The following is a 26,579-nucleotide window of genomic DNA, read 5'->3' as shown; positions in this document are numbered from 1 at the left end:
GATGTTCAGAATGTTCGGCTGTCTTTGCCATATTCATCACCGAAGCCCTCACCTTATGTGCCCCAAACCCGAAATCTCCGCCGTTGCCGCGCTGCTTGCTGAACCTGCGAGGACTGCGATGCTCACGGCACTGGTTGATTTTGTACCCCGCCCGGCAGCAGAACTTGCCGAACTCGCAGGTATCAGCGCGCCTACCGCGAGCGCGCACCTCGCCAAACTCGTTGCCGGTGGCCTGCTCACGATGACCCGCGACGGACGTCAGCGGCTGTACCGGTTATCGAATGTGGACGTGTCCCATGCGCTCGAAGCGCTCGAGGTCCTTGCCCGCAAAGACAAGGACCCGGAAATCCAGCTCACCGACGAGGGCCGGGCGTTGCGTTTCGCACGCGTCTGCTATGGCAGCCATGTCGGTGGTCATCTCGGCGTTCTGATGACCGACAAGATGCTTGAGAAGGGTATTCTGACGCAGTTGGGCGTCAAGCAATTCGACGTCACCGAGCGTGGGGTGGACTGGTTTCTGGGATTCGACATTCATGTCGGTGAGCTGCACGCGGGTCACCAGGGGATTGCGCGTCATTGCGTGGACTGGAGCGAGCTGCGGCCTCATTTGGCTGGCCCGTTGGGAAGCTGCCTGCTGAACACCGCCTGCGAGCGAGGCTGGATGGCTCGGGAATCCGGGACCCGCGTTCTGCAATTGAGTGCAGTCGGCTGTGAGGCGCTGCAACGGGAGCTGTCCATTAGTCGCAGTGAACTGGGTGATGAATCGCTATTTTCCGGCGAGTGCGCTCACTGACGGCATTGTGGATGGACGTCGAACGAACAGCGCCGTCGCCGAGTGTCATGTTGTATCGCCAACCCGCATTGGATGCAGGACAGATCCGCTCAACTCAATCGCGTCAAATACCCCGGCACTTCCTGCTCCGGCAGCACCGATAACACCTTCAGGCGCTGGAGCATCCGCACTCGCGCTCGGTTCAAGTGTTCCCTGAGATTCAGCGCGGCGGCGTCGTAGGCGCCGTGCAGCAGCAGTTCCAGAATCAACCGGTGTTCCGCCAGCATCGCCTCGTCCGGGCCGAGGCCCAGTTGGCTGTGGAAGATGCGGCTGATGATCATCGGGCTTTGGCCCTGGCGGATGAGCAACGCGATCTTGCGGTTGTTCAGCCCGGCCAGGCAGTGGTGATGCAGGTCTTCCTCGATGCGTTCGACGTCCGCGAGGGTGCAATGGGGATTCTGCTGCGCGGCGATGACCCGGGCGAGCATGGCGTCGAGGGTGTCGCGGCTGAGATGCGGGGCGGTCTGCTTGAGGGCTTCCGGTTCCAGGCAGGCGCGCAATTCGTAATCTTCGGTCACTTCCCGCGCTGTCAGCGGTCCTGCGAGCCACTGCGAATAAGGCTCCTTTTCCACCAGCCCCCGGTCCCGCAGGCGCATCAGCGCTTCACGCACCACGGCGCGACTGACGCCGTAATGGTCGGCGGCGCTCTGTTCATCCAGCCGGTAGTGCCCAAACGCGATGCAGGTCGAGAGCGCTGCACCGATCTCGTCGTAAAGCCTTTCGCCCAACGAGCGCGTGTCCACCGGCTCAGCGTGGGTGTCCAGCCCCAGGTGGGCGTGGGTGAGGGCGACCCTCAGGGGTTCGACATCTCCGGCGTCGGGATTCACCAGATAGCCTCGCCCGTCAAAGCGCACGATCAGCCCTTCGTCGTGCAGCAGGTTCAACGCCTTGCGGACGGGCACACGGCTGGTGCCGAACAGTTCGGCCAGCGGGGCTTCAAGCAGGACCAGGCCAGGGTTCGCCGTGCCATTGACAATCGCGTCCCGCAGGACCTGGCGAATCATGGCGTAGCGCGACGCGGTGCGGGGTTCCTCGGCGGGCATCACTTTCATGGGCATCTCAACGGAATCGGGCGCTGATTCTCGCATAACTGGATTTGTCACCGGGCGCCACGTCGGACCTGCCTCGTTGTGGTGCCGGTGTTACTTTTCTGCACCAAAACGTATCTTTATGAAAAAGTACGTTTGCGCAATAGGTTTCATTTTTAGCGGATGTCGACCGATTCGTACACATAATCTTTCGCTCGGCATAGCGGTGACAGAGCCATCGCGCCAGTCTCGGCCCCCTCCCATGTGCATGGACGACATGAATGGTTCGCGCCTTGGCACGCTTTCTGCGTTACATAAAACGTACATTTTATTAATAGATACGTTTTAAGGTGTCGAAATGTCCAAGCCTGATCCGTCGAATGCAGCGTCCTACGCGGATGCCATTGCCATGTCAGAGGCGTTCGCCCAAGGGCTGAGCGACCCGGTCATCGAGCTGGAAGCCGCGCTGGCCAAAGCAGCCGCCACCGATCATGTGTTCATTTCCCTGAGCAGCGAGCGCGCACACCGCGAGGCTGAAGCGTCGGCGGCGCGCTGGAAGGCGGAGCAACCTCTGAGCCGTCTGGACGGGGTGCCGGTCGCCTGGAAAGACCTGTTCGATGTGGCGGGAAGCGTGACGACGGCGGGGGCCGAGGTGCATCGCCGTGATGCGGCTGCCACCTCCGACGCGATCACGGTCGGCGCGCTGGCCCGGGCCGGTCTCGTCAGCGTGGGGAAAACCAACCTCAGTGAGTTCGCCTATTCCGGCCTTGGGCTGAATCCGCATTTCGGTACGCCAGCCAACCCTCACAGCGCCGACGAACCGCGTATCCCGGGAGGTTCGTCGTCGGGCGCAGGGGTGGCGGTGGCGGCGGGGATCGTGCCGATTGCGATGGGCACCGATACGGCAGGTTCGATCCGCATTCCCGCCGCGCTAAACGGTGTGGTGGGTTTTCGTCCCAGTGGCGCTCGCTACAGCCGGGAAGGGGTGTTTCCGCTCTCCGACACGCTGGATACCGCCGGGCCGCTGACCCGTAGCGTGCGCGACCTGTTGGCGGTGGATGATCTGCTGAAAGGCCGTATTCCGTCACCGCTGTCGAAAGCGGAAAGCCTGGTGGGGCAGCGGTTTTGGGTCGATGAAACGTCGTTGTTCGATCCTCGCACCGAAGCCGCTGTGCGCGACAACCTGATGCGTAGCGTTGCTCGGCTCAAGGAGGCGGGCGCGCAGGTTGATCTGCGGCCGTGCCACACCTTTCAGTCGGCGCTAGTGTTGATCGAACAGCACGGCTGGCTGGGCTCGGCCGAAGCCTTCGCGCTGCATGAAGCGCTGCTCGACAGCCCCGATGCCGCGAAGCTCGACCCCCGCGTTCGCCGTCGTCTGGAGGCCGCGCGGTCGTTTCCCGCCAGTCGCTTGATTCATCTCTATGACGCCCGCAAGCGCCTTCAAGCCCAGTTCAGCGAGGAGCTGGAGGGCGCGTTCCTCATCACCCCAACCGTCGCCCATGTCGCGCCGCCGCTGGCGCCACTGGAAGCCGACGACGACCTGTTCATCAAGACCAACCTCGCCACGTTGCGGCTGACGATGCCCGGCAGTCTGCTGGATTTGCCTGGCATCTCGTTGCCCAGTGGCGTCGGCGAATCCGGCCTGCCAACAGGCCTGCTGCTCAGCGCCCCGGTCAACGATGACCCGCGCTTGTTGCGTGCCGCACTGGCGGTTGAAGCCGCATTGCGCGCGCCCTGATTCCCTACACCAGACCCTTTCGATCACTCGCAGGAGAACAACAATGGCTAAAGAAATTCTGTGCGCCTTTGGCGTGGACGTGGACGCCGTCGCTGGCTGGCTGGGCTCCTACGGCGGCGAAGATTCGCCCGACGACATTTCCCGTGGCCTGTTTGCCGGGGAAGTCGGCGCGCCGCGTTTGCTCAAACTCTTCGAGCGCTACGGCCTGCGCACGACCTGGTTCGTGCCGGGTCACTCGATGGAAACCTTCCCTGAACAAATGAAGGCCGTGTTCGATGCCGGGCACGAGATTGGCGTCCATGGCTACAGCCATGAAAACCCCATCGCCATGACCCCCGAGCAGGAAGAGATCGTGCTCGACAAGTCCATCGACCTGATCACTCAAATGACCGGCAAACGCCCCACTGGCTACGTCGCGCCGTGGTGGGAATTCAGTAAGGTCACCAATGAGCTGTTGCTGAAAAAGGGCATCAAGTACGACCACAGCCTGATGCACAACGACTTTCATCCGTACTACGTCCGTGTGGGCGACAGCTGGACCAAGATCGATTACAGCCAGCACCCCGACACCTGGATGAAACCGTTGGTGCGCGGCCAGGAAACCGATCTGGTGGAAATCCCTGCCAACTGGTACCTCGACGACCTGCCGCCGATGATGTTCATCAAAAAAGCGCCCAACAGCCACGGCTTCGTCAACCCGCGTCACCTCGAAGAAATGTGGCGTGACCAGTTCGACTGGGTCTACCGCGAGCACGAACACGCGGTGTTCACCATGACCATTCACCCCGATGTGTCCGGTCGCCCTCAGGTGCTGTTGATGCTGGAACGACTGATCGAGCACATCCAGAGCCATGCCGGCGTGAAGTTCGTCACCTTCGACGAAATCGCCGATGACTTCGTCCGCCGCAACCCCCGTAACCGCTGATTGCTCCTTCACTCCGAGGCGTGACCCATGTCCATTTACAACAAGCTCGACCTGACCGGCTGGAAGCCCCAGCCCCTGACCTCCCAGCAAGTGCGTTACGCGACCTGGATCGCGTTTTTCGCTTGGGTGTTCGCGGTGTACGACTTCATTCTGTTCGGCACCCTGCTGCCGGAGATCGGTCGCCACTTCAACTGGGGCGAAGCCGAGCAGGCGGAAATTGCCACGTGGGCGGCCGTCGGCACAGCGGTCATCGCGCTGGCGATCGGGCCGTTGGTGGACCGGCTCGGTCGACGCATGGGCATCATCTTCACGGTCACTGGTTCTGCGATCTGCTCGGCGCTGACCGCGCTGGGCGGTTCGTGGGGCAAGTCGCCGCTGATCCTGATCCGCTCGTTGAGCGGCCTGGGCTACGCCGAAGAGACCGTTAACGCCACGTACCTGAGTGAAATCTACGCCGCGTCCGAAGACCCGAAACTGGCCAAGCGTCGCGGCTTCATTTACAGCCTCGTGCAAGGCGGTTGGCCGGTGGGCGCGTTGATCGCCGCCGGGCTGACGGCGGTGTTGCTGCCGCTGATCGGCTGGCAGGGCTGTTTCGTATTCGCGGCGATTCCGGCGCTGGTGATCGCGTTCATGGCGCGCAAGCTCAAGGAAAGCCCGCAGTTTCAGATTCACCGACGCATCACCCAACTGCGCAAGGCCGGTGACATCGGTCAGGCGCAGGCGGTGGCTGAAACCTACGGCGTGGATTACGAAGAACATCGCACGGCAGGTCTCGGTGCAGCGTTCCGTGGCACGTCCCGACGTGCGACGTTGGTGATCGGCGCGGCCATTTTGCTTAACTGGGCCGCCATTCAGGTGTTCAGCGTGTTGGGCACGTCGGTGATCGTCAGCGTGCACCACATCTCGTTCGAGAACTCGCTGATCATCCTCGTGCTGTCGAACCTGGTGGGCTATTGCGGCTACCTGAGCCACGGCTGGATGGGCGACCGGATTGGCCGTCGCAATGTCATCGGCCTCGGCTGGATGCTCGGCGGCCTGGCGTTCGCGGGCATGCTGTTCGGTCCGAGCAACATGCCGATGGTCGTGGGCTTGTACAGCTTGGGTCTGTTCTTCCTGATCGGTCCGTATTCGGCGGCGCTGTTCTTCATCAGTGAAAGCTTCCCCACCAGCATCCGCGCCACTGGCGGCGCGATCATTCACGCCATGGGCCCTATCGGTGCCGTGGTCGCCGGTTTTGGTGCCACGTCAGTGTTAAGCGCAGGCGGCGACTGGCAGACCTCAGCCCTGTATTTCGGTGCGGTGCCGTGCTTCCTGTCCGGCGCGCTGATGTTCGCCGCCCGCCATGTGCGCCCTGAATCCGTCAAGTAAGGAAGAGAACATGACTCGCAAAGTAGCGTTGATTACCGGAGCCGCCAGCGGCATCGGTCAGGCATTGGCCGTGGCGTTTGCCCGGCAGGGCGTGGCGGTGGTGGGCGGGTTTTTGCCCGCCGATCCCCATGACCCACAGCACACCGTGCGACTCGTCGAGGAGACGGGCGGCGAATGCCTGATGGCGCCGCTGGACGTAACGGATACGGCGCTGGTCGATGGGCTGGCGGAACAGGCCGTCAGCCGTTTTGGTCGCATCGACTACGCGATCGCCAACGCCGGTTTGTTGCGCCGCGCGCCCTTGCTGGAGATGACCGACGAGCGCTGGAACGAGATGCTCGACGTGGATTTGACCGGCGTGATGCGCACCTTCCGTGCCGCCGCGCGCCACATGGGCGACGGCGGTTCGATGGTGGCAGTGTCGTCCATCGCCGGGGGCGTGTACGGCTGGCAAGACCACGCCCATTACGCCGCTGCGAAAGCGGGCGTGCCGGGGTTGTGCCGTTCGCTGGCGGTGGAGCTGGCCCCGCGCGGCATTCGCTGCAACGCCGTGATTCCCGGCCTGATTGAAACCCCGCAATCCCTCGACAGCAAAAACTCGCTGGGGCCGGAGGGTCTGGCCAAGGCCGCCAAGGCGATTCCATTAGGGCGCGTAGGGCGGGCCGATGAAGTCGCCTCGTTGATCCGGTTTCTGTGCAGTGATGAGTCCAGCTACCTGACCGGGCAGAGCATCATCATCGATGGCGGGCTGACGGTGCGTTGGCCGGAGTGAGTGGGTACAGGGTGCGCGAATCATCGGGTGCCGTCAGATGAACCGCGTGCACCGGATCCGCTGCCGCTTCGCGCCAGTTCGCAGGCAAGCCAGAGCTCCTACGCCTTCGGCAGAATCAAAAACGCACATAGCCTGCGCCCCGCAAACCCGCTTCTGCCCGAAGGGCGTAGGAGCAAGCTTGCTCGTGATTGGCCCGGGGTCGCGTCCGACCGAAGCGGCAGCAAAACCTGACAACGCGGTACAGCTATAAAAAGAGGAAACCCCATGCAACTGAACAACAAACGCGCCGTGATCACCGGCGCAGGCAGCGGCATCGGTGCTGCCATCGCCCGGGCGTATGCGGAGCTGGGCGCACGGCTGGTGCTGGGCGATCGGGATGCCACGACGTTGGCGAAGACCGCTCAAGCGTGCCGCGAACTCGGCGCTGACGTACACGAATGCGTCGCGGACGTCGGCACGCCGGAGGGAGCACAGGCCAGTGTCGATGCGTGCGTCGCGCAGTGGGGCGGGATCGACATTCTGGTCAACAACGCCGGGATGCTGACCCAGGGCCGCTGCGTGGACCTGACCCTCGATCAGTGGAACGACATGCTGCGGGTCGACCTCACCAGCGTGTTCATCGCCAGTCAGCGCGCGTTGCCGCACATGCTGGCGCAACGCTGGGGGCGGATCATCAACATCGCCTCGCAACTGGGCATCAAGGGCGGCGCCGAGCTGACGCATTATGCCGCCGCCAAGGCCGGGGTGATCGGCTTCACCAAATCCCTCGCCCTCGAAGTGGCCAAGGACAACGTGCTGGTCAACGCCATCGCCCCCGGCCCCATCGAAACGCCACTGGTGGCGGGCATCAGCAGCGATTGGAAAACCGCCAAGGCTGCCGAATTGCCGCTGGGCCGTTTCGGGCTGGCGGAGGAAGTCGCGCCGGTCGCCGTGCTGCTGGCAAGCGAACCGGGCGGCAATCTGTTCGTGGGGCAGACACTCGGCCCCAACTCCGGCGATGTCATGCCGTAAGCCAAGGAGCGCGTGCGATGTGTGGATTGTGTGGCCTGTTGGGCGAGGACGTGCACTGGAGCGACCCGCTGGGGGATGAATTGCCCCGGCGTCGTGAACGGCTGCGTCGCATCGCAGCGATCAACACTGTGCTGGCGCCGTTTCGGCTCAAGGTCGAAGACTTCCAAGGCGTGTCGTACCTGCTGCTCGGGGCCACCGGGAAGCAGGAGCTCGCTAGCGGCCTCGACCAACTCTGGCAACGGGCCGAGTCGTTGATCGGCCGCACGCTGGACCCCCTCGATTCTCAGTTGCTCGACCACCTGGAGCGCCACTCATGAGCATCGCCCTCAGCGTAATCACTGGCTTTCTCGGCAGCGGCAAAACCACGTTGCTCAAGCGGCTGCTCAAGGATGAAACCCTCGGCGACACCGCGCTGCTGATCAACGAATTTGGTGACGTCGGTATCGATCATTTGCTGGTTGAAGAGGTCGCTCCCGACACCATCCTCCTGCCCAGCGGCTGTGTGTGCTGCTCGGTGCGCGGCGAACTGCGGGATGCCTTGATCGGCCTGCTCGAACGTCGGGCGCGGGGCGAAGTGCCGCCGTTTCGCCGGATGATTCTGGAGACCACGGGACTGGCCGATCCGGCACCTGTGCTGGCAACCTTGAACATCGACCCGCACCTGCGCGGGCGTGTGCACCTGGGGCTGGTGGTCACGTTGGTCGACGCCAGTCATTGGCACTTGCAGTCACGTTTGCATCCCGAATGGCTGGCGCAAGTCGCGGCGGCGGACAGGTTGTTGATCAGCAAAACGGACACCGTCAACGCCGAGCAGCGAGAAGCGCTCATGGCGCATCTGCACGGGATCAATCCGGTGCCGACGCTGGACACCTCAGACATCGAAAGCGGCGATCAACTGCTGCTGGGGGAAGGCGTGCACAATGTCGAGCCGGACCGGGAGGTCGCGCGCTGGCAGTTGCACCGCGTGCGTTCAAGCCCGGCACAGCACGGCGATGCGCAGGTCTGTTGCCTGACGTTCGAGCGGCCGCTGGACTGGGTCGCGTTCGGGGTCTGGCTGTCCATGCTGTTAAGATGCCACGGCGAACGAATCCTGCGCGTCAAAGGACTGCTTAACGTGAACAGCCATCAAGGCCCTGTGGTCATCCACGGTGTGCAGCACTGCCTGCACGCCCCCGTACACATGCCCGCCTGGCCGAGCGACGATCACACCTCGCGGCTGGTGTTCATCGTGCGCGGTCTCTCGACGGATCAACTGCGACGCTCCTTCGAGGTCTTCACCCGGCGCCTGTCGCCGGTCAGCAATGGGGCGGCGGCATGAGCATCACGCTTCGCGTTCTGGGCACCTCGGTCACTTTGCTCGAATCCCTGCGGGTGCGCGCCGAACAGGACCTGGGCATCACGCTGGTCTATCAGGTCCATGACGTGCAAACCGCCCAGCGCATCGCCGTCATGCAACCCGACAGCTACGACCTCTACGACCAATGGTTTCACAACGTGGATTTTGTCTGGCCGGCACGGGCGATCCAGCCGATCGACACGCGCCGCATCGCCCTCTGGCATGAAATCAACGACCTGCCCAAACGTGGCCGATTGTCCCCCACTGACAAGCTTGGCAGCGGCAGCGTGCCCAGCGAGCGGCTGTTCGTGCAGCACGACGGCAGCCTCGGCAACACCGTGACCGAGCGCATCAGCATGTTGCCCCTGACCCATAATGCCGACAGTTTCGCCTACCGCCCGGAGCGCGTGCCCGACGGGTTGTCTGCCGACAATGAAAGCTGGGGCTGGCTGCTCGACCCCGCGTGGGGTGGGCGCATCGCCCTGCAGAGCGACGCCGCCATCGGTGCGCTGGATGCCGCGTTGGCGGTGCAGGGTGCAGGGCTCGCGCAGTTCATGGACATCGGCAACATGAGCATCGAAGAGATCGACCGCCTCGCCGACGTGCTGGTACGCAAACAGCAGGATGGCATCTTCGGCGCATTCTGGTCTGACGATGAAGAAGCCGCCGAGTTGATGCTGCACCCCACCATCGACATCCAGAGTTTGTGGTCACCGACGTTGGTCCGCTTGCATCGTGCCGGGGTGAAATACCGCGTCGCCGTGCCCCGTGAAGGCTATCGCGGCTGGTTCGGTGGGCTGTCGTTGTCTCGGCACGCCAAAGGGGCCGTGCTCGACGCCGCCTACGCGTATCTGAACTGGTGGCTCTCGGGCTGGCCGGGCGCGGTGATGGCGCGACAGGGCTATTACATCGGCAACCCGGCCCGCAGTCGCGATCACCTCAGCGCCGCCGAGTGGGATTACTGGTACGCCGGTCTGCCCGCTCGCGAAGAGTTGCTGGGCAGCGACGGCCTGCCGCTCATCGACGTGGGCGAAGTGCGCGACGGCGGTTCCTACGAACAGCGCATGGGCCACATCGCGGTGTGGAACGCAGTGATGGATGAGCACAACTACCTGGTTCGCCGGTGGGGCGACATTTTGCGCGCCGGGTCGGGCAAGCTCATGCCGTCCGGGCGAGGGTAGATAAGATCGGTGGATGAAACGAAAAAGTGGCCGTTCATGACGGCCCCTTTTTTTGCACCTTCCTGTTTATTGGAAGGCCAGTTCCTGATCCTTGATGTTGGCGATAGGGCCGAGAATCGAAGGATCGAACGCATTGAGTGAGCCGTTCTGCGCAATGCGCTTCGGGTAGTCCGGGTTGGCCAGTGCCGGTTTGCCCAGCGCGATCAGTTGGGCGCCGTCTTCGAGCGCGCGTTCGGCATCCTGTACCGCGTCCAGCCCGCCATTGGCGATCAGCGGAACATGCGGCGCGTAGCGGCGGGCGAGCTGGATCAGGTTGCTGTCGACCCCAGTGAACGCCGGGCTCAACACCGTGTGCGCCGTGACGTGCAGGTAATCGACACCCGCGTCCTGTAACGCGCCAAAAAACACTTCAGCGGCCTGCTCGCCCTCGGCCCATTGGTGCGTGTAATCGTTGACCTTGGTCTGGGAAATTCGCACACCTACCGGCGCATCACCGGCCACCGCTTTCACGGCGTTGACCACCGCCAGCGTCAACGCAATGCGCTTTTGCAGGCTGCCGCCCCAGCGATCATTTCGCTGATTGGTGTAATCGGTGAGGAACTGGTCGAGCAGGTAGCCGTTGGCACCATGGATTTCCACGCCGTCGAAGCCTGCCGTGTCGATGGCCCGTCGTGCCGATTGAGCAAAGCCTTCGATGACCCCGGCGATGTCTTCATCGGTCAGGGCCACCGGCACGCGGTACTGACCTTCGCCGTAATAGAACCCCATCTGTTCCCCTTTGGGCCGGATCGCGGAGGGCGCGGTGGACGTCTCGACGAATCGATTGCCCTGGCTGAGCGCACCGGCGTGCATCAGTTGGGCGAAGATCCGGGCCTGATGCCCTTGCACACGTTGAGTGATACTCCGCCAGGCCAAAGCCTGTTCGTCATCGGTGATGCCCGGCTGGAAGGGGTAACCCTGGGCGAACGTCCGATCGGTGTAGATCCCCTCGGTGATCACTAGGCCGAACCCGCCTTTGGCGAAACGCTCGTAATACTGCGCCATGGTTTCGCTGGCGTTGCCTTCACGGGTCGCGCTGACGCGCGTCATCGGCGCCACCGCGAAGCGGTTCTTCAACGTCAAGTGGCCTATATCGAATGCGGTTAGAATCTTGCGCTCGGACGTGCTCATGGATCGAACCCTCTCAGTCATGATGTAAGCCATTAAAGGCTGTGTTGACCGGGACGATAGGCGCAATCCGGGGTAGGCAGAAGACGGCGTCCGCGATACGGCGGCTTAACGAAAAAGGATATAAACGATGGAAATGGCAGAAGTTGAGGTGTTTGCGGCCATTGCGGCGGCCAGCAGCCTGTCGGGGGCGGCACGGCGATTGGGGTTGTCGGCGATGACGGTGTCTCGGCGCCTGGCGTCCCTTGAGCAAGCGTTGGGCGTGCGGCTGGTTCAGCGCACGACCCGCTCGGTTTCGCTGACCGCTGAAGGCGAGGTGCTGTTGCCCTTCGTTCAGACCATGCTGGACGCCGACGAAGCCGCCCGTGCCACGCTGAAAACCCACGCGGGTACCGCCAGCGGTGTGCTCAAAGTGACGGCGCCGACGGTGTTCGGGCAAACCGTGATCCTGCCGTTGATTCCCGATCTGGTCGCGGATCACCCTGGTTTGCAGGTCGATCTGACACTCTCCGACAGCATTCTCGACATCGTCGGGCTGGGCATCGACGTCGCCATCCGCATCGCTACGTTGCGAGACTCTGGCTTGATCGCCCGTTCATTGGCGCCAAACCCCAGGGTCATCTGCGCCAGCCCCGCGTATCTGGCGCGTCTCGGGACACCCCTGTTGCTCGACGACCTCAAGCGGCACCGCTGCATCGGGCTGCACAGCATGCCGTATTGGCCGTTCATGGGCCGGGAGGGCGAGATCAGCTTCCGGCCCGAGCCGGTGTTCTCCGCCAACAGCGTCGACACCGTGCGCGGCGCCAGCAAACTGGGACTGGGTCTTGCCATGCTGAGTTACTGGGACATCCGCAGCGATCTGAGTGACGGCAGCCTGGTGCGCATCGAACTGACCGATGCCGTGGCAGAAGCGCTGTTCATCGCCGCCGTCTTGCCGACCCGTCAGCACGTTCCGAGCCGGGTGCGGATTTTTCTCGAGCGGCTGGAGGGCGTGTTGAAACAGGCAGAGGGGCTGGAACGCCTCTGACGAGCGGGCGTTACTCTTTTCGGGCCTAGACGGCCGGGCGTTTGCCGGTTGGCAACTTGTCGATCATGGCCGCCACATGTTCATCGATTTCATCGACAGTCCATGGTGTGTCGAGGCACATGACGTTGCTTTCGACGAGGCCATCGTAGTGATCCGCAATGATGAAGGGCAGGGCGGGGTAGGCGCGGGAGAGCGTCGTCGTGAGGTCCGCGCCGTTGAGCACGCCGGGAAGGGTGCCGCTGGCGATGACGACAGTGATCGAGGTCTGCGGGTGAGTGATATACGCCAGGGCTTCATTGGCATCGTCAAACGCTTGCACTTCAAGCCCCAGGTTCTGCACCGCTGTCGTAAGGCGCGGCAGCATGGTCGATTCGAAAACGATCACTGCCATGCCGAGACGCTCTTGCGTGTCCGTAGGCCTTGTCATGTCGCTTCCTCGCTGTGCAGGGTGCGATGAGCATGGCATGCCGTGGGGGAGCTCGCCGGGTTTATTTTGGGGGTCTGGGAAAGAGGATGTTCGTGCTGGATTGAGGGACGGTTGACCCAAGCTTTAAGCGGGCCCTATGCTTTCTCCGTTGTTTACAGCCGTGCATCTCTGTATGCGCCTTTAGCCCCGCCAGAGGAATCTGCCGGGGCTGTGTCATATCTGACTATTGGAGGCGGATATGACAAGAGCTCAACGGCGGCATGAAGCACGTCGCATCAAGTCCAGGTTTTATGAAATCCAAAAGACTCGCCCCCATGAGTGGCGACAGGATGTCAGTGCGAGAAGCGCTGGTATCTTCGCCAATCATGGAAAGATGTGTTCGTGCTTCATGTGCGGGAATCCGCGGCGGTTCTGGCATGATCTGACGATGCAAGAGAAGCGCTCGGATTCGTATTGGGACGTGGATAGGGGATAGCCTTTAAGTTATCCCGATAGACTTTTTTGGATTGATTCTCCGGGTGATTCTTTGAGGGGCATTTCGTCACGGCGACCTTTTGCCCTCTCTGAAAACCCGCCCCAAACGCTTACAATCGCGCCCCGACACAGCACCCCTTCAGACCAGGCAGTTTATGGCGCTCGATCCCATCACGATGTTGACCCTTTCGATCGCCCTCGCTGCGGCGGCTGCGCTGTATCTGGCGGTGGAGTGGCGGCATGTGCGGGAGCCGTCGTTGCTGTTCTGGAGTGCCGGATTCGCGACGATCACGATTGGCTCGACCCTGGCCTTGCTGCGCAGCAGCGGCATTCTGCTGATCGGTATCTGGTTCGCCAACGGCTTGCTGGTGACGGCGCACTGGCTGTTTTTGCTGGGCGTCGTGCGTTTTACGGAAGGCCGACTGTCGCGGGGCTGGTACGCGATATTCGCCGTGTGGGTGGCGATGTTGCTGCTGCCGGAAGGGCCGTGGTGGTCAAAAACCATGCTCTCGGTGAACTCGTCGCTGGTGGCGTTGATGATGTTCAAGGCCAGCGCCTTGCTTCGGCCCCACGGCACATCTCTGAGCGTCGGCGCCGGGCAATTGCGTTACGTGCTACTGGTGCACGGACTGTTTTATCTGGCCAAGGCGATCACCGGGGCGGTGCCGGGCACGTTGATCGACCTTGCGGCGTTTCGTGGCGAAATCATTCAAATATCCCTGGTGGAAGGGGCGATGGCGATCATGTTGATCGCGCTGTCGATGACCGGCTCCGAGCGCTATCGCCGGGAGAAACGCATCGAGCGCCTGGCCGCCCGCGACCCGCTGACGGCCCTGTACAACCGGCGCGCGCTGGAAGTCCGGGCGCCGCGTCTGCTGGAAGATGTGTCGCCCTCAAGACCGGGCGCGCTGTTGCTGATCGACATCGACCGCTTCAAGTCAGTCAACGACCTGTTTGGGCACATGGCGGGTGACCGTTTGCTGATCGTGCTCAGCGAGATGATTCGCTCAGTCCTGCCTAACGGTGCGTTGGCGGCCCGGTTGGGCGGCGACGAGTTCGTGATCCTGTTGAGCGACACGTCTCACGAGCGGATCGTCGAACTCGGCAATACTCTGCGCGGGCGCTTTCACGAGGCAGCGGCGCAGTCGTTCGCGACCCCGGAAGCCGTGACCTTGAGCATCGGCGCCAGCCTGTTCGACCAGCCCCCGGCGAGCCTCGCGGCCTTGATCGAGCAGGGCGATGCGGCGCTGTACGAATCCAAGCGCGGTGGGCGCGACAGCCTTCGTCTGGTGAACCGGACCCAGCCGGGCGAAGCCCCGTTGCAGACGCTCTGACGCGCATTTGAGCGCAAAAATGTCTCCTGTCTGAATCTTGGGTCCTGCCGCTGCTTGTGGTCTGAACATTGCTGTAGAGAGGGAGCAGGGCGTCGCGACATCCGAATTTTGACGTTGTGACCGTCTGCGCCCATCCCGCACTTAATGTATCGACGTGCTCCCCGATGAGCGTGTCATGGAGCCAGCCTTGAGTACCCTCTCGGAAATTGCAGCAAATCTGTTGAAGCGTGAACGTATGACTGAGGGTTCCAGCGCGAAGGGTGTGGCGCAGGACGCGATGGGTTGGGAGCAATTGATGGCGCTTTCCAAGGAAAAAGACGTTCACAAATGGCAAGCCGCGCTGAATGAAATGATCAGCCACACGCCGGGAAAGCGTCGCGTGACGGTACTGCGTGTGATTGAAGGCGGTTTGTCCTGATTATCCATGCTGTCCGTTGAGCGCTATTCATGGGCTCATTGGCGTTAGCTGGCACTGAAGCAAGGGCGTAAAGTCGCAACACTGTCCTTGCCATGACCGGATTTCGCCCATGAGCCGCCCACGTTTCCTGCCCGACAACTTCACCCTGACCCTCGTGGCAGTGGTGATCATTGCCAGTTTTCTCCCCGCCACCGGCCAGGTTGCGGTGGGGTTTGGCTGGCTCACCAACATCGCCATCGCGCTGTTGTTCTTCCTGCACGGCGCCAAGCTGTCCCGTGAGTCGATCATCGCGGGCGCCGGGCATTGGCGCTTGCACCTGCTGGTGTTCAGCCTGACCTTCGTGGTGTTTCCGCTGCTCGGTCTGGCGCTTAAACCGCTGCTGTCGCCGTTGATCGGTAAAGACCTGTACATGGGCATCCTCTACCTGTGTGCGCTGCCGGCCACCGTGCAATCGGCGATTGCCTTCACCTCCCTGGCGCGGGGCAATGTGCCGGCGGCGATCTGCAGCGCTGCGGCCTCCAGCCTGTTCGGGATTTTCATCACACCGTTGTTGGTCACGTTGCTGCTGAACGTGCACGGCGATGGCGGCTCCACCGTCGATGCGATTGTGAAGATCAGCATTCAGTTGCTGCTGCCGTTCGTGGCCGGTCAGATCGCACGTCGCTGGATTGGCGGATGGGTCGGGCGCAACAAGGCCTGGCTTAAATACGTCGATCAGGGCTCGATTCTGTTGGTGGTGTACGGCGCGTTCAGCGAGGCGGTGAATGAAGGGATCTGGCACAAGATTCCGCTGTGGGATCTGGCGGGGCTCGTCGTGGTGTGCGGTGTGGTGCTGGCGCTGGTGCTGATGATCTCGACGCTGCTGGGCAAACTCTTCGGTTTCAGCATCGAAGACCGCATCACCATTCTGTTCTGTGGCTCGAAGAAGAGTTTGGCCACGGGCGTGCCAATGGCCCAAGTGCTGTTTGCGGGCAGCACCATCGGCGTGCTGATTCTACCGTTGATGCTGTTTCACCAGATTCAGTTGATGGTCTGCGCGGTGCTCGCCCAGCGTTATGCCAAGCGTCACGAGTCCGTGCCGGAAATGATGGCGCGGGTCGATCCTTGAATCTGTCATGAACACTGAAAACAGGACGCTTTGTTGCGTCCTGTCACACCCCTGTATCTGCGCTGAAACAATTTGGTAAACCTCAGTTGTTAACGTCCCGGTTCATTTTGATATCACTGCGGACGTCTTCTCATGGCTACCACACTCGAAACGGTTACTTCCTTCTATAAAAATATTCTCGGCCGTGACGGCTCCAGCGGGGAAATCGCGTATTGGGTCGGGCGTATCGAAAGCGGAGTAGAAACCGTGGCTGACGTGGTATCAGCCTTCACACTGTCCAACGAAGCCGCCACCAACGTCGCGCCGATCGTCAATTTGTACTTCACCGCGTTTGGTCGCGCGCCGGATGCCGCGGGCCTGCAATATTGGGTGAGCGCGCAGCAAAGCGGACTGACCTTGAGCAACATCGCTCAGGCGTTCACGCAGTCTCAGGAATTCGCCCAGACCGCCAGCGCGGACAACACCGCATTTGTCACCTCACTCTACGAACACGCGCTTGGCCGCACCCCGGATGCAGCCGGTCTGAACTACTGGGCCGAGCAGCTCGCCAACGGCTTGAGCCGTGACCAACTGCTGGCTTCGGTGAGCGGTTCTCAGGAAAGCCAGACCACCACAGGCGTGAAAGCCCAGATCGTGCTGACCTACAACGGCCTGCTGGGCCGCTCGCCGACCGAAACCGAAGTGCAGAGCATCATCCAGAATCAGAGCGGCAAGTCGCCGATCGAGCTGATCAAAGACACGGCTAACACGCTGATCAGCACCGGCGGTACGGCGCCGACCACACCGACTACACCAACGACGCCGACTGAGGCAACGTTCACCCCTAAAACGGGCAGCTTGCTCGGTTCATCTGACGCCTCCGGGGCCGTCGCGCTGGACAGCAAATACATGATCGTGGGCGATGACGAGTCCAACGTGCTGCGGGTTTACGACCGTGCAGGCGGCGACGCCCTGGTGGAGTGGGATTACAGCCAGGTCACCGGCAGCACCGATGAAGTCGACATGGAAGCGTTGACGATGGTCGGCGATATCCTTTATGTCACCGGTTCCCACAGCAACACCAAAAAAGGGCTGGATGCCGACAGCCGCGAAATCGTTTTTGCCGTGAAGGTCACCGGCACCGGTGCCAACACCACGTTTGACTATCAGGGCAAGTTCACCGGCTTCGAAGCCGCTCTGGTGGCGTGGGACAACAGCGGTGCAAGTGGCAAACCGGCGGGCTACTTCGGTTTCGCCGCGTCGTCGGGCCCGGGACTTGCGCCGGAAAACACCAACGGATTCTCCATCGAAGGCATGACCACCTCCGTCGACAATTCCGAGCTGTGGCTGGGTTTCCGCGCGCCGCAAACCGACACCACTACCCGCGACAAGGCACTGATCGTTCCGGTGACCAACTATCAAGCGTTGCTGGCCGACAAAACCATGACCACCGCGCCGACGTTTGGAGAAGCCATCGAGCTGAACCTTGGCGGTCGCGGCATTCGTTCCATCGACAAGGCGAAGGATGGCAGCGGCTACCTGATCATCGCAGGCCCATCGGGCGGCGCGACTGACGCTGTGACCAACGATTTCCGGTTGTACACCTGGGACGGCAAGGCTGAGGATGCACCGGTCGAGCTGGACAACAACCTCGACGCGCTGTTGAAGGCAACGGGCGGCAGCTTCGAATCCATCGTTTCGCCTGCCAGCATCAAGCCCGGCACCCAGATTCAACTGCTGCAAGACAACGGCGACACGATCTGGGCAGGGCAAACTGCTGTGTCGAAGGACCTGGACCCGGCGGATCAGCAGTTCAAGGGCAACATCATCACCCTCGGTTCGCCTGTGGTGGACCACACCCCGCCGACGCTGGTCATGGCCTCTCCGGCTGACGACAGCACCGGCGTGGCGGTGAGCAGCACGCTGTCGCTGACCTTTGACGAAGGCGTGGCGTTTGGCACGGGCACCATCGAGTTGAAGGATGCGAACGATGTTGTGGTGCAGACCTTCAAGGCGGGCGATGCAGGTGTCAAGGTCGACTACAACACCATCACCCTGCAGCCGACCAACAAGCTGAGCTACACGACCGGATACAAAGTGGTGCTCAACGACAACGCGGTCACCGACCATTCCGGCAATGCGCTGCCCGCCAAGACCATAGACTTCACCACCGGCACAGTGCCGCACTACGACGTTCTCATCTCAGAAGTTAACTCCAGTGCTGTGGGCGGGGATTTCTTCGAGATCTATAACTACGGCACGACGACCATCGACCTGAGCGGTTGGAAAATGACCGACGATGCGCACACGTTCAGTGGTGCCAAGGCGCTGCCCGCCAACCTGACGCTGGAGGCAGGCAAAACGTTGGTGGTGTCGGTGGATGCAACCCAGTTCGATAACTTCAAAACGGTGTGGAGCCTGACCACTGCAAGCAATGTGATCGGGATCGATGGCCCAGGTCTGGGCAAGCAGGATGCGGTGATTCTGTTCGACGCCAACGGTAACGTGGCGACGGCGTTCAACTACAGCCCGAATGCGATTACGGCCAGCGATGGAACGGTCATCGCGACCTCCACCGCGACCAACACCTACACCGCGAATCAGCACGCGGGTGCAGCGTACGGCAGCACCGCCACGGCTTCCGCCGTGTGGGACGGCGTCTCGACCTCCAACCCGCATTACGTCGGTGCAGTCGCAGGTCAACTCGGTTCAGTCTCGGAAGCCAACAGCGCTTCTTCCGTCGGTTCACCAGGCTATGTGCCTATCGTTCAGACCGGAACACTGAGCATGCAGCCCGACGCATCGGCTTTGTGATTCACACAGGGGCCTGATTGGCACCGAACCTGTGGGAAATTCCGGAGGTCATGATCTCCGGCGTTTCCCACAGGAACGGCATGGGATGGAATACCGGTGTCAGCCCTGTTCCTCTTCCAGCTGACTCTCGTATTCCTTCTGATATTTCCCCGCCAACGTCTCTTTCTGCTTGTCGTCCAGCAGCTTGCCCGCGATCTGGAAGAATTTGTGTTCTTCCTCCTTGAGGTGATGGTGCACCTTCTCGGCGAGCTTTTTGGCGGTGGCCAGCCAAGCCGGACTGGCCATGTCGGTTTCGTCCAGCTCCTCCATCATTTCATCCATCTCGTGATGCTCGGAGATGGCGTGGCGGCTTGGATCGACGCCGTTCTCCTCCTGCATGAGCGGTATATAGAAGAAGCGCTCTTCGGCTGTTTCGTGGGCATGCAGTTCCGCCTTGAGCTTCTCATAGGCTTCCACACGTTCCTTGCTGTCACCGTGGGTCTTGATCAGGGCGTCCGCATAACCGCGTTGGCGGTCGTGGCTTTCTCTCAGGGCTTCGAAGATGTTCACGGTGTCGTCCTCAGTGGATACGGGGTCAGTACTTAGTGCTAGACCTCCGCCCGTGAACGAGCGTTCAACTGACGTTATCCGGTGCGCGGGGCATAAGCTTAGATCCATACGTTTCTTTCATAATTCTCAGCAGTTTTTATAATCAAAACGACTTTATCCCGCTGCGCTCATGCTTTTCAGATCTGAGCGTCCCGATCACCGCCCTCCCAAGGATCGCCATGTCCGTTCGCACACTTTTCGTTGCCGCCGCTTTGCTGCTGGCGACTGTCACAGCCCATGCCGATCAAGTCATCAGCATCGGCTACCAGCGTTCCTCGACACTCTGGCTGTTACTGAAGAACGACGGCCAGCTCGAACAGCGCCTCAAGCCGCTGGGCTTTACCGTCAACTGGCATGAGTTCAGCAGCGGGTTGTTGAGCGCGATGAACGCGGGGAGTGTCGATCTGCACGCCGACGTCGCCGATGCCTTCGCCTTGTTCACGCAGGCGGCGAACACACCGTTGACCTATTACGCGCGTGAGAATCCTTCGCCGACTGCGCAGGCAATCATCGTTCAGGACAGTTCGCCGATTCACAGCGTGGCTGACCTGAAGGGCAAAAGCGTGGCGGTCTCGAAAGGGTCGGGCAGCAATTTCCTGCTGATCTCGGCGTTGAAGAAAGCCGGTTTGACCCTGGCCGATATCAAGCCGGTCTACCTGGAAGCGCCGGACGGCGTGGCGGCATTCTCCAGCGGCAACGTCGATGCGTGGGCCATCTGGGACCCGTTCCTGGCGACGCAACAACGTGAACACCATGTTCGCGTGCTCGCCGACGGCACCCAGGATGTCGCCAACTACAACCGTTTCTATGTCGCCAACACGAGTTTTGCCAAGGCCCATCCGGAGGTGTTGCAAGTGGTGTTCGACACGCTTCACGACGCCGGGCAGTGGGTCAAAGGCCATCCGCAGGAAGCCGCGAAAAACCTCGCGCCGCTGTGGGGCAACATCCCGACGGAAACCGTGGAACTGGCCAACAGCCGCCGTAGCTACGACATCGTGCCCGTCAAGATCGACCAGTTGGCCGAGCAGCAGCGCATCGCCGATTACTACTACGAAGCCAAATTGATTCCGAAACCGCTGAAGATTTCCGACATCGCGGTGTGGGTTCCGAAAGCCAAGTCCGAATAAGACAGGAGCGCGTTCATGAGTCGCCAAATTCACCTCTCTGCGTTCCTGCTGACCGGGCCGGTCATTCACAGCCACGCGGCCTGGCGTCATCCGGAAACCCTCGGCAATTACCTCGACCCTGAATACTACGCACGCACCGCTCGGGTCGTAGAGGAAGGCCTGTTCGACTTCCTGTTCTTCGCCGACCGGCTGGCAGTGGGCGATCAGATGGGCGGGTCGCGCGACCTGGCGCTGCGTTACGGCGCACAGGACGCCACGCGCCTCGACCCGCTGCCGATTCTGTCCTATCTGGTCGGGCAAACGAGCAAGCTGGGCTTGGGCGCCACGCGTTCGACCACTTACTTCGAACCGGCGCACATCGCCCGTGAGTTCGCGACCCTCGATCACCTGTCCAAAGGCCGGGCGGCGTGGAACATCGTGACCTCGATGAACGACAGCGAAGGGCGCCTGTTTGGCAAGGACAAGCATCTGGAACACGACCTGCGCTACGACCGTGCCGACGAGTTCGTGGAGGTCGCGCTGAAGCTCTGGCGGAGCTGGGCGCCGGGTGCATTGAAGCTGGACCGGGAAAACGGTGTATTGGCCGATCCGGACAAAATCACATCAGTGCAGCATCACGGCGAATGGTTCAAGGTCGAGGGGCCACTGAATATTCCGCGCACGCCTCAAGGTCGGCCCGTGCTGATTCAGTCGGGGTCGTCGGGGCGAGGCCGTCGTTTCGGTGCCCGTTGGGCCGAGGCGATTTTCACCATCCATCCGCACCTCAAGGCCATGCATGCGTTCCGCGAAGACGTGCGCGGGCAAGTCGTGCAGCAGGGGCGCAGCGCCGACAGCTGCAAGGTGCTGACGGCGGTGATGCCGTTCATTGGCGGCACCGAGGCCGAAGCACGGGCCAAGCGCGACAAACACAATGCGTTGGCGCGGCCGGAGCTGGGGCTGGTGACCCTCGCATCGCAGTTGAACGTTGACCTGTCGCCGTTTCCGCTGTCGGCCACCCTGGCGGAAATCGCCAAAGCGCCCTCGATTCACCCGGCAGCGGCGGAAAAACTACTGATGCAGGGCGCAGACACCACCCTCGAAGAACTGGGGCGCATCTTTGCCAGCAGCGTGCGGGTACCGCAACTGGTAGGCACGGGGGCGCAGATTGCCGATCAACTGGCCGAGATGTTCACCCAGGGCGGTTGCGACGGCTTCGTGATTTCCCCGGCCTATCTGCCGGGGTCATTCAGTGAGTTCGTCGAAAGCGTGATCCCGCATTTGCAGCGCAAGGGCCTGTTCCGCACGGCCTACGAAGGTTCGACGTTGCGTGAGCATCTGGGGCTCTCCGCGCTGGAGGATTGAGGTCTGGATTTCCAGAATCCGCGAAGTAGGGGCTGACGCAACGCTCACCTGTGGGCGCGAATTCATTCGCGAAAGATGGGTCAGGCGACAGAGATGTATCGGCTGACCCAACGATTCGCGAATAAATTCGCTCCCACAGAGGTCTCTTTGCGCCGCTGATTCGGAGGCGTGACGCCTTCAAACTGTGGGAGCGAATTCATTCGCGAAAAATGGGGCAGGCGACAGAGATGTATCGGCTGACCCAACGATTCGCGAATAAATTCGCTCCTACAGTTTTTGAATGCTGTTGAGCCGTCTGGCGACTTGACACAAAAAAGATCACTCAAAGCGAAACCCGATCACTGCACGACAGGCTGATCCGGCCAGCCCATCATGGCGCGTCGGGCGTCGGCTTCCAGTTCTTCCCGAGAACTGCCGGCCGCGGCCTGCACGCACAGCCCGTTGAAGATCATCAACATGTAACGCGCCAGCGCCTGTACATCCGCCTCCTTCGACAGATTGCCCTTGAGCTGGCCCTGTTCGAAGCGCTCACTCATGAACGGCACGATGCGACCCCGGCGACAGGCCAGCGTGGCCGGAATGTCGCTGCTCGCGCTGGTGGCCAGTCCGGCCTGTACCAGCAAACACCCCGGCGGCTCGTCGCTGGCGGTCAGCCACTCGATCCCGCCGAACAGAAACCGTTCAGCCGCTTCCCGCGCCGTCGCTGCGTCGAGGATGCTGTCCCGGTAATGCTCGCGATGCAGGTCGTAGTGTTCGAGCACCGCATCGAACAACCCGCGTTTGCTGCCAAACGCAAAATAAATGCTCGGCGCGTTCAGGTTCATGGCCTTGGTCAACTCAGCCATCGAGGCGCCGTCGTAGCCCAGGTTCCAGAACACTTCCATGGCCCGATCCAGCACCTCGTGTTCGTCGAATTTTCGCGGTCTGGCCATTAGAGAGCCTCCTGTAATTTAGCGATCATTCTATTTAAAGCTTGACCCTGAATGCAAAGCCCTCGTAATTTATCGATCACTACATTACGACGACGAGGTGCAGCATGGGTCAATCAATGGCAGGCAAGGTGGCGATCATTACTGGCGGCAGTTCCGGTCTGGGGCTGGCGACTGCCAAGCGTTTCGCGGGGGAGGGCGCCAGCGTGTTCATTACCGGGCGGCGTCAGGAAGAACTGGACAAGGCAGTGGCCGAAATCGGCGGCGACGTGGTGGGCGTGCAGGCAGACTCTTCGAAGCTCAGCGATCTGGATCGCGTGTTTGCCGAGATCAAATCGCGCAAGGGCAAGCTCGACGTGGTGTTCGCCAACGCGGGGATTCTCGAACGCGGCGCATTGGGCGAAATCACCGAAGGTTCGGCAGACCGACTCTTCGACATCAACGTCAAAGGCCTGGTCTTCACCGTGCAAAAAGCCTTGCCGCTGTTGGTCGATGGCGGCGTGATCCTGCTGACCTCCTCGGTCGTGGCGAGCAAAGGCATGGCCGGTAACAGCCTGTACGCGGCGACCAAGGCCGCCATTCGCAACCTGGCGCGTAGCTGGATGATGGACCTCAAGGAACGTCATATTCGCGTCAACGCCATCAGCCCCGGCGCCATCGAAACCCCGGGCCTTGCCGGTGCAGCGCCAGATGCTGCCGGCGCGAAGGCGATGTTCGAACACTTCGGCTCACTGATTCCGGCGGGCCGCGTCGGGCAGCCGGACGAAATCGCCAAGGTCGCGCTGTTCCTCGCCTCGGACGGTGCCAGCTACATCAACGGTGCGGACATCCCGGTCGACGGTGGTTGGGGCCAGATATGACGTCATTCCTTCGTTCACTCACAGGCGTTCACTCATGAGCAAGATATTGGTCACCGGGGCTACCGGGGCTTTGGGCGGTTTGACGGTGCAGGCCTTGTTGCACAGGGTCAGCGCTGAGCAGGTGGTTGCGCTGGTACGGGACGGTTCCAGGGCGGCCCATCTGCGGGATCAGGGCGTCGAAGTGCGCCAGGGCGATTATCAGGACCGCGCCTCGCTGCTGTCGGCATTCCAGGGCATCGATGCGCTACTGTTGGTCTCTGCGGTGGCGTTCACCGACCGCCTTGCCCAGCATGTGAATGTGATCGAGGCCGCGAAAGCAGCGGGCGTCAGGCACGTGGTCTACACCTCCATCCAGCGCAAGCCCGGATCGTCGTTCAACATCGACGGCGTCACCGAATCTGACATCGCGACTGAGCAAGCGCTGAAGGACAGCGGCCTGAACTACACGATTTTGCGCAACGGGCTGTATTTCGAAGCGCTGGGCTTTTTGTTGGGCGAGGAAGTGCTGGAGAAGGGCGTTCATGTGGTCGAAGGCGAGGGCAAAGCGCCGCTGGTAACCCGCGGCGATTTGGCTGAGGCCAACGCGGTTGTGCTGACTCAGGCGGGACATGAGAACGCGATCTACACCCTGGGCGCCTCCGAAGCCGTGTCTTTTCGTGAGATAGCGACGGAGTTGTCGGCGCTTCACGCTGAGTCGGTGGTTTATTCGCCAGTGCCAGCCGATCAGTTCGTGGCCGATCTGATCGACGCGGGGCTTCCGCCTGCGGTCGCCGAGTTTCAGGCGCAGTGGGAAATGGCCGTGGCTCACGGTGAGTTCGCGGAGGTGAGCGGCGATCTGGAGCGTCTGATCGGTCGCACGCCTGTGGGCTACCGGGAATACCTGCGCGCCGCGTATGGCGTGAACTGACGCCCTGTTTGTCAGCCCGAATTCCACAGGGATTTGCCGTTCAGACAGCAACCCGACAGCTTCTCCCCGTCGATGACGGGCTGACATCTCGATCATGCTGCGTATGATGGGCCCGACGTTTTTCTGAAAGGGCCCGTTTTCAATGATGAAGTTTTTCGCCGCGCTGCTCTGTGTGTTCACAGGCTTCGCCCATGCCGAACCCGCGTTGCTCACCGACCTGGCCTTGCCGTACCTCGCAGCGGCCCCTGCCGATTCCAAAGACAAACCCCTGATCATCTTCCTGCACGGCTACGGCAGCGACGAACGCGACCTGTTCGGGATCAAGGACGACCTGTCGGCGGACTACACCTACCTGTCGGTGCGCGCGCCGGGGGAAGTGGATGGCGGTGGCTACAAGTGGTTCACCCAGGACACCGATCAGGCCGAATACGAAGGCGTGACCAGCGACGTGGACAAGAGCACTGACTCGCTTCGGACGTTCATCGAGCAGGCGACCGAAAAATACGGTACCCAGCCGAACAAAGTGATTCTGGTGGGCTTCAGTCAAGGCGCGATGATGAGCTATCAAATCGGCTTGCAACACCCTGAACTGGTGCGGGGCATCGCGCCGTTGAGCGGCAAGATACTTTCCGCACTCAATGCGCGGCTCAAACCCGACGACCGCCTCAAGCCGCTGAAAGTGTTCATCGGCCACGGCGCTGCCGACACCCGCGTGCCTTTCTCGGGCGCCACCGAAGCGCAGACGGTGCTGGAGAACCTGCTGATCAATCCGGAGTTTCATGCCTACGCCGGGGCCGGGCACACCATCACCTCGGCTGAGGTGGCGGATTTGAAACGGTGGATTGAGGGTGTATTGAAGTAGCAGGCATCTAAGATGCGACACGGATCCCCTGTAGGAGCGAATTCATTCCCGATTGGCCGGTACATTCAACGCATCTCTGTCGACTGCACCGACGTCTCTGCGGAATGCCGCCCAGAATGAATTTACTCCTACAGAGCGGGATCGTGTTTCGTCAGTCAGTCACCCGATCAGTCACAACCCCTGACTCCCCCGAATCAACTCATACGCCCGCCGCGCCAGCGGGTTCACGGTGTTGGGCCGAATCCACAGGTGATACGTCACGTCGGGCATTCTCGGCAGGCCGTCGGCCTCCCCCAGCACGCGCATGTCCGGGCCGAGCATTTCCATGCTGCGCGCCGTCACCCCCAGTCCTGCTCGGGTTGCAGCCTTGATGCCGATCAGGTTCGACGCCAGGTACGCCTGTCGCCACGCGATGTTCGCCCGTTCCAGCGCCTCGATGGCGTAGCGCCTATAGATGCTCGGCTCATCCACCAGAATCAGCGGAATCGGCTCGCTCGGCACATGCTGGTACTGCGCCGAACAGATCCACCACACCGGCGAAGTCCTGAGCGCAAAGCCTTCCAGGGCGGGGTCTTCGCGGGTCGAGATCACCATGTCCACTTTGCCGCGATGCAAGTCGTCCATCAGAAACGGGCTGCGGCCCACGTCGATTTCCAGGCGCAGTTTCGGCGCCGAACGGGCGATGTGGCTGAGGATCGGCGGCAGAATAGTGTCGGCGATGTCGTGGGGCGAGCCGATGCGCAGCACGCCGCTGAGGCTGCTTTCACGCAGTGAATTGAGCGCGTCGTCGTTGAGCGAGAGCATCTGTCGGGCATGACGAAGCAACTGGCGACCGGGTTCGGTCAGTTGCTTTTGCCGACCCTGCTTCTGAAACAGATTGACGCCGATCTGCTGCTCCAGCCGTTGCATGTGTTGGGTCACCGACGACTGGGTGCGCGACAACTGCGCACCCGCCCCGGCGAAGCTGTGGTGATCGACCACCGCGACGAAAGTGCGCAGCAGTTCGAGATCGAGGGTGTCGGACAT

Annotated in this window: 25 protein-coding genes; 19 read left to right on the top strand and 6 right to left on the bottom strand. The window is 61.7% G+C overall.

What is annotated here, in order from left to right:
- Position 1 precedes the first annotated feature (1 nt).
- Positions 2–793, top strand: coding sequence for an ArsR/SmtB family transcription factor (locus ACIQAL_RS08390; protein WP_401144372.1), 792 nt, complete (start codon positions 2–4; stop codon positions 791–793).
- 89 nt (positions 794–882) lie between these two features.
- On the opposite strand, the gene ACIQAL_RS08385 is transcribed toward ACIQAL_RS08390, so the two are convergent.
- The gene (locus ACIQAL_RS08385) at positions 883–1,875 is read right to left on the bottom strand and encodes a GntR family transcriptional regulator (protein WP_401144554.1); all 993 of its coding nucleotides are present in this window, start codon (positions 1,873–1,875) and stop codon (positions 883–885) included.
- Between the two features lie 343 nt (positions 1,876–2,218).
- On the opposite strand from ACIQAL_RS08385, the gene ACIQAL_RS08380 reads away from it, so the two are divergent.
- The 8 genes from ACIQAL_RS08380 (at position 2,219) to ACIQAL_RS08345 (ending at position 10,191) form a co-directional block, all read left to right on the top strand.
- The gene (locus ACIQAL_RS08380; protein WP_401144371.1) at positions 2,219–3,598 is read left to right on the top strand and encodes an amidase; all 1,380 of its coding nucleotides are present in this window, start codon (positions 2,219–2,221) and stop codon (positions 3,596–3,598) included.
- 43 nt (positions 3,599–3,641) lie between these two features.
- Positions 3,642–4,523 (top strand): polysaccharide deacetylase, encoded by an 882-nt coding sequence (locus ACIQAL_RS08375; protein ID WP_401144369.1) that lies wholly within the window; start codon positions 3,642–3,644, stop codon positions 4,521–4,523.
- A gap of 27 nt (positions 4,524–4,550) precedes the next feature.
- On the top strand, positions 4,551–5,891 hold the full coding sequence (locus ACIQAL_RS08370; protein ID WP_401144367.1) for an MFS transporter: 1,341 nt from the start codon (positions 4,551–4,553) through the stop codon (positions 5,889–5,891).
- A gap of 10 nt (positions 5,892–5,901) precedes the next feature.
- Positions 5,902–6,663, top strand: a complete 762-nt coding sequence (locus ACIQAL_RS08365; RefSeq protein ID WP_401144365.1) for an SDR family NAD(P)-dependent oxidoreductase — start codon at positions 5,902–5,904, stop codon at positions 6,661–6,663.
- 264 nt (positions 6,664–6,927) lie between these two features.
- Positions 6,928–7,674, top strand: a complete 747-nt coding sequence (locus ACIQAL_RS08360; protein ID WP_401144363.1) for an SDR family NAD(P)-dependent oxidoreductase — start codon at positions 6,928–6,930, stop codon at positions 7,672–7,674.
- Between the two features lie 17 nt (positions 7,675–7,691).
- A complete protein-coding gene (locus ACIQAL_RS08355; RefSeq protein WP_401144362.1) occupies positions 7,692–7,991 on the top strand; it encodes a hypothetical protein in 300 nt (99 codons plus the stop codon).
- Positions 7,988–8,992, top strand: coding sequence for a CobW family GTP-binding protein (locus ACIQAL_RS08350; protein WP_401144360.1), 1,005 nt, complete (start codon positions 7,988–7,990; stop codon positions 8,990–8,992). Before ACIQAL_RS08355 ends, ACIQAL_RS08350 begins: the two co-directional genes overlap by 4 nt.
- Positions 8,989–10,191 carry a PotD/PotF family extracellular solute-binding protein gene (locus ACIQAL_RS08345; protein ID WP_401144358.1) on the top strand — a complete coding sequence of 401 codons (1,203 nt, stop codon included), beginning with the start codon at positions 8,989–8,991 and terminating at the stop codon, positions 10,189–10,191. Before ACIQAL_RS08350 ends, ACIQAL_RS08345 begins: the two co-directional genes overlap by 4 nt.
- 66 nt (positions 10,192–10,257) lie before the next feature.
- On the opposite strand, the gene ACIQAL_RS08340 is transcribed toward ACIQAL_RS08345, so the two are convergent.
- Positions 10,258–11,361, bottom strand: a complete 1,104-nt coding sequence (locus ACIQAL_RS08340; RefSeq protein WP_401144356.1) for a tRNA-dihydrouridine synthase — start codon at positions 11,359–11,361, stop codon at positions 10,258–10,260.
- A gap of 127 nt (positions 11,362–11,488) precedes the next feature.
- Between ACIQAL_RS08340 and ACIQAL_RS08335 the strand changes: the two genes are divergently transcribed.
- Complete coding sequence (locus tag ACIQAL_RS08335; protein WP_401144354.1) at positions 11,489–12,385, top strand: LysR substrate-binding domain-containing protein; 897 nt, start codon at positions 11,489–11,491, stop codon at positions 12,383–12,385.
- Positions 12,386–12,410: 25 nt separating this feature from the next.
- Here the strand turns inward: ACIQAL_RS08335 and ACIQAL_RS08330 are convergent, their stop codons facing one another.
- Entirely contained in the window at positions 12,411–12,812 is a 402-nt protein-coding gene (locus tag ACIQAL_RS08330) for a hypothetical protein (protein ID WP_401144352.1), read from the bottom strand.
- A 629-nt stretch (positions 12,813–13,441) separates the two neighbouring features.
- On the opposite strand from ACIQAL_RS08330, the gene ACIQAL_RS08325 reads away from it, so the two are divergent.
- From ACIQAL_RS08325 to ACIQAL_RS08310, 4 genes are all read left to right on the top strand, one after another.
- Positions 13,442–14,620 (top strand): GGDEF domain-containing protein, encoded by a 1,179-nt coding sequence (locus ACIQAL_RS08325; protein ID WP_401144350.1) that lies wholly within the window; start codon positions 13,442–13,444, stop codon positions 14,618–14,620.
- Between the two features lie 175 nt (positions 14,621–14,795).
- The gene (locus ACIQAL_RS08320; RefSeq protein WP_401144348.1) at positions 14,796–15,038 is read left to right on the top strand and encodes a hypothetical protein; all 243 of its coding nucleotides are present in this window, start codon (positions 14,796–14,798) and stop codon (positions 15,036–15,038) included.
- A 109-nt stretch (positions 15,039–15,147) separates the two neighbouring features.
- Positions 15,148–16,146: a bile acid:sodium symporter family protein gene (locus ACIQAL_RS08315; RefSeq protein WP_401144346.1), complete on the top strand. Its 999-nt coding sequence runs from the start codon at positions 15,148–15,150 to the stop codon at positions 16,144–16,146.
- A 132-nt stretch (positions 16,147–16,278) separates the two neighbouring features.
- The gene (locus tag ACIQAL_RS08310; protein ID WP_401144344.1) at positions 16,279–18,939 is read left to right on the top strand and encodes a DUF3616 domain-containing protein; all 2,661 of its coding nucleotides are present in this window, start codon (positions 16,279–16,281) and stop codon (positions 18,937–18,939) included.
- A gap of 99 nt (positions 18,940–19,038) precedes the next feature.
- On the opposite strand, the gene ACIQAL_RS08305 is transcribed toward ACIQAL_RS08310, so the two are convergent.
- Complete coding sequence (locus ACIQAL_RS08305; RefSeq protein WP_401144342.1) at positions 19,039–19,488, bottom strand: hemerythrin domain-containing protein; 450 nt, start codon at positions 19,486–19,488, stop codon at positions 19,039–19,041.
- 218 nt (positions 19,489–19,706) lie between these two features.
- Between ACIQAL_RS08305 and ACIQAL_RS08300 the strand changes: the two genes are divergently transcribed.
- On the top strand, positions 19,707–20,654 hold the full coding sequence (locus tag ACIQAL_RS08300) for an aliphatic sulfonate ABC transporter substrate-binding protein (RefSeq protein ID WP_401144340.1): 948 nt from the start codon (positions 19,707–19,709) through the stop codon (positions 20,652–20,654).
- A 15-nt stretch (positions 20,655–20,669) separates the two neighbouring features.
- Positions 20,670–21,995 carry an LLM class flavin-dependent oxidoreductase gene (locus ACIQAL_RS08295; protein ID WP_401144338.1) on the top strand — a complete coding sequence of 442 codons (1,326 nt, stop codon included), beginning with the start codon at positions 20,670–20,672 and terminating at the stop codon, positions 21,993–21,995.
- 338 nt (positions 21,996–22,333) lie between these two features.
- Here the strand turns inward: ACIQAL_RS08295 and ACIQAL_RS08290 are convergent, their stop codons facing one another.
- Positions 22,334–22,927, bottom strand: coding sequence for a TetR/AcrR family transcriptional regulator (locus ACIQAL_RS08290; protein ID WP_401144336.1), 594 nt, complete (start codon positions 22,925–22,927; stop codon positions 22,334–22,336).
- Positions 22,928–23,031: 104 nt separating this feature from the next.
- Here ACIQAL_RS08290 and ACIQAL_RS08285 point away from each other — a divergent pair, with 104 nt between their 5' ends.
- The 3 genes from ACIQAL_RS08285 to ACIQAL_RS08275 all read left to right on the top strand — a co-directional run bounded on the left by ACIQAL_RS08285 (position 23,032) and on the right by ACIQAL_RS08275 (position 25,553).
- Positions 23,032–23,784, top strand: a complete 753-nt coding sequence (locus ACIQAL_RS08285) for an SDR family NAD(P)-dependent oxidoreductase (RefSeq protein WP_401144335.1) — start codon at positions 23,032–23,034, stop codon at positions 23,782–23,784.
- 34 nt (positions 23,785–23,818) lie between these two features.
- Positions 23,819–24,691, top strand: coding sequence for an SDR family oxidoreductase (locus ACIQAL_RS08280; RefSeq protein ID WP_401144333.1), 873 nt, complete (start codon positions 23,819–23,821; stop codon positions 24,689–24,691).
- A 142-nt stretch (positions 24,692–24,833) separates the two neighbouring features.
- Positions 24,834–25,553 (top strand): alpha/beta hydrolase, encoded by a 720-nt coding sequence (locus tag ACIQAL_RS08275; protein WP_401144331.1) that lies wholly within the window; start codon positions 24,834–24,836, stop codon positions 25,551–25,553.
- A 171-nt stretch (positions 25,554–25,724) separates the two neighbouring features.
- Here the strand turns inward: ACIQAL_RS08275 and ACIQAL_RS08270 are convergent, their stop codons facing one another.
- A complete protein-coding gene (locus ACIQAL_RS08270; RefSeq protein WP_401144329.1) occupies positions 25,725–26,579 on the bottom strand; it encodes a LysR substrate-binding domain-containing protein in 855 nt (284 codons plus the stop codon).

It is taken from the genome of Pseudomonas sp. NPDC088368 (assembly GCF_044753445.1).
Taxonomy (GTDB): Bacteria; Pseudomonadota; Gammaproteobacteria; order Pseudomonadales; family Pseudomonadaceae; genus Aquipseudomonas; species Aquipseudomonas bambusae.
This window is presented reverse-complemented; position numbering and strand designations above follow the sequence as displayed.

What these genes read in the sequence shown, in the direction of transcription:
- ACIQAL_RS08390 (WP_401144372.1), top strand. Translation starts at nt 2, where the DNA reads ATGTTCAGAATGTTCGGCTGTCTTTGCCATATTCATCACCGAAGCCCT.
- ACIQAL_RS08385 (WP_401144554.1), bottom strand. Translation starts at nt 1,875, where the DNA reads ATGCCCGCCGAGGAACCCCGCACCGCGTCGCGCTACGCCATGATTCGC.
- ACIQAL_RS08380 (WP_401144371.1), top strand. Translation starts at nt 2,219, where the DNA reads ATGTCCAAGCCTGATCCGTCGAATGCAGCGTCCTACGCGGATGCCATT.
- ACIQAL_RS08375 (WP_401144369.1), top strand. Translation starts at nt 3,642, where the DNA reads ATGGCTAAAGAAATTCTGTGCGCCTTTGGCGTGGACGTGGACGCCGTC.
- ACIQAL_RS08370 (WP_401144367.1), top strand. Translation starts at nt 4,551, where the DNA reads ATGTCCATTTACAACAAGCTCGACCTGACCGGCTGGAAGCCCCAGCCC.
- ACIQAL_RS08365 (WP_401144365.1), top strand. Translation starts at nt 5,902, where the DNA reads ATGACTCGCAAAGTAGCGTTGATTACCGGAGCCGCCAGCGGCATCGGT.
- ACIQAL_RS08360 (WP_401144363.1), top strand. Translation starts at nt 6,928, where the DNA reads ATGCAACTGAACAACAAACGCGCCGTGATCACCGGCGCAGGCAGCGGC.
- ACIQAL_RS08355 (WP_401144362.1), top strand. Translation starts at nt 7,692, where the DNA reads ATGTGTGGATTGTGTGGCCTGTTGGGCGAGGACGTGCACTGGAGCGAC.
- ACIQAL_RS08350 (WP_401144360.1), top strand. Translation starts at nt 7,988, where the DNA reads ATGAGCATCGCCCTCAGCGTAATCACTGGCTTTCTCGGCAGCGGCAAA.
- ACIQAL_RS08345 (WP_401144358.1), top strand. Translation starts at nt 8,989, where the DNA reads ATGAGCATCACGCTTCGCGTTCTGGGCACCTCGGTCACTTTGCTCGAA.
- ACIQAL_RS08340 (WP_401144356.1), bottom strand. Translation starts at nt 11,361, where the DNA reads ATGAGCACGTCCGAGCGCAAGATTCTAACCGCATTCGATATAGGCCAC.
- ACIQAL_RS08335 (WP_401144354.1), top strand. Translation starts at nt 11,489, where the DNA reads ATGGAAATGGCAGAAGTTGAGGTGTTTGCGGCCATTGCGGCGGCCAGC.
- ACIQAL_RS08330 (WP_401144352.1), bottom strand. Translation starts at nt 12,812, where the DNA reads ATGACAAGGCCTACGGACACGCAAGAGCGTCTCGGCATGGCAGTGATC.
- ACIQAL_RS08325 (WP_401144350.1), top strand. Translation starts at nt 13,442, where the DNA reads ATGGCGCTCGATCCCATCACGATGTTGACCCTTTCGATCGCCCTCGCT.
- ACIQAL_RS08320 (WP_401144348.1), top strand. Translation starts at nt 14,796, where the DNA reads ATGGAGCCAGCCTTGAGTACCCTCTCGGAAATTGCAGCAAATCTGTTG.
- ACIQAL_RS08315 (WP_401144346.1), top strand. Translation starts at nt 15,148, where the DNA reads ATGAGCCGCCCACGTTTCCTGCCCGACAACTTCACCCTGACCCTCGTG.
- ACIQAL_RS08310 (WP_401144344.1), top strand. Translation starts at nt 16,279, where the DNA reads ATGGCTACCACACTCGAAACGGTTACTTCCTTCTATAAAAATATTCTC.
- ACIQAL_RS08300 (WP_401144340.1), top strand. Translation starts at nt 19,707, where the DNA reads ATGTCCGTTCGCACACTTTTCGTTGCCGCCGCTTTGCTGCTGGCGACT.
- ACIQAL_RS08295 (WP_401144338.1), top strand. Translation starts at nt 20,670, where the DNA reads ATGAGTCGCCAAATTCACCTCTCTGCGTTCCTGCTGACCGGGCCGGTC.
- ACIQAL_RS08290 (WP_401144336.1), bottom strand. Translation starts at nt 22,927, where the DNA reads ATGGCCAGACCGCGAAAATTCGACGAACACGAGGTGCTGGATCGGGCC.
- ACIQAL_RS08285 (WP_401144335.1), top strand. Translation starts at nt 23,032, where the DNA reads ATGGGTCAATCAATGGCAGGCAAGGTGGCGATCATTACTGGCGGCAGT.
- ACIQAL_RS08280 (WP_401144333.1), top strand. Translation starts at nt 23,819, where the DNA reads ATGAGCAAGATATTGGTCACCGGGGCTACCGGGGCTTTGGGCGGTTTG.
- ACIQAL_RS08275 (WP_401144331.1), top strand. Translation starts at nt 24,834, where the DNA reads ATGATGAAGTTTTTCGCCGCGCTGCTCTGTGTGTTCACAGGCTTCGCC.
- ACIQAL_RS08270 (WP_401144329.1), bottom strand. Translation starts at nt 26,579, where the DNA reads ATGTCCGACACCCTCGATCTCGAACTGCTGCGCACTTTCGTCGCGGTG.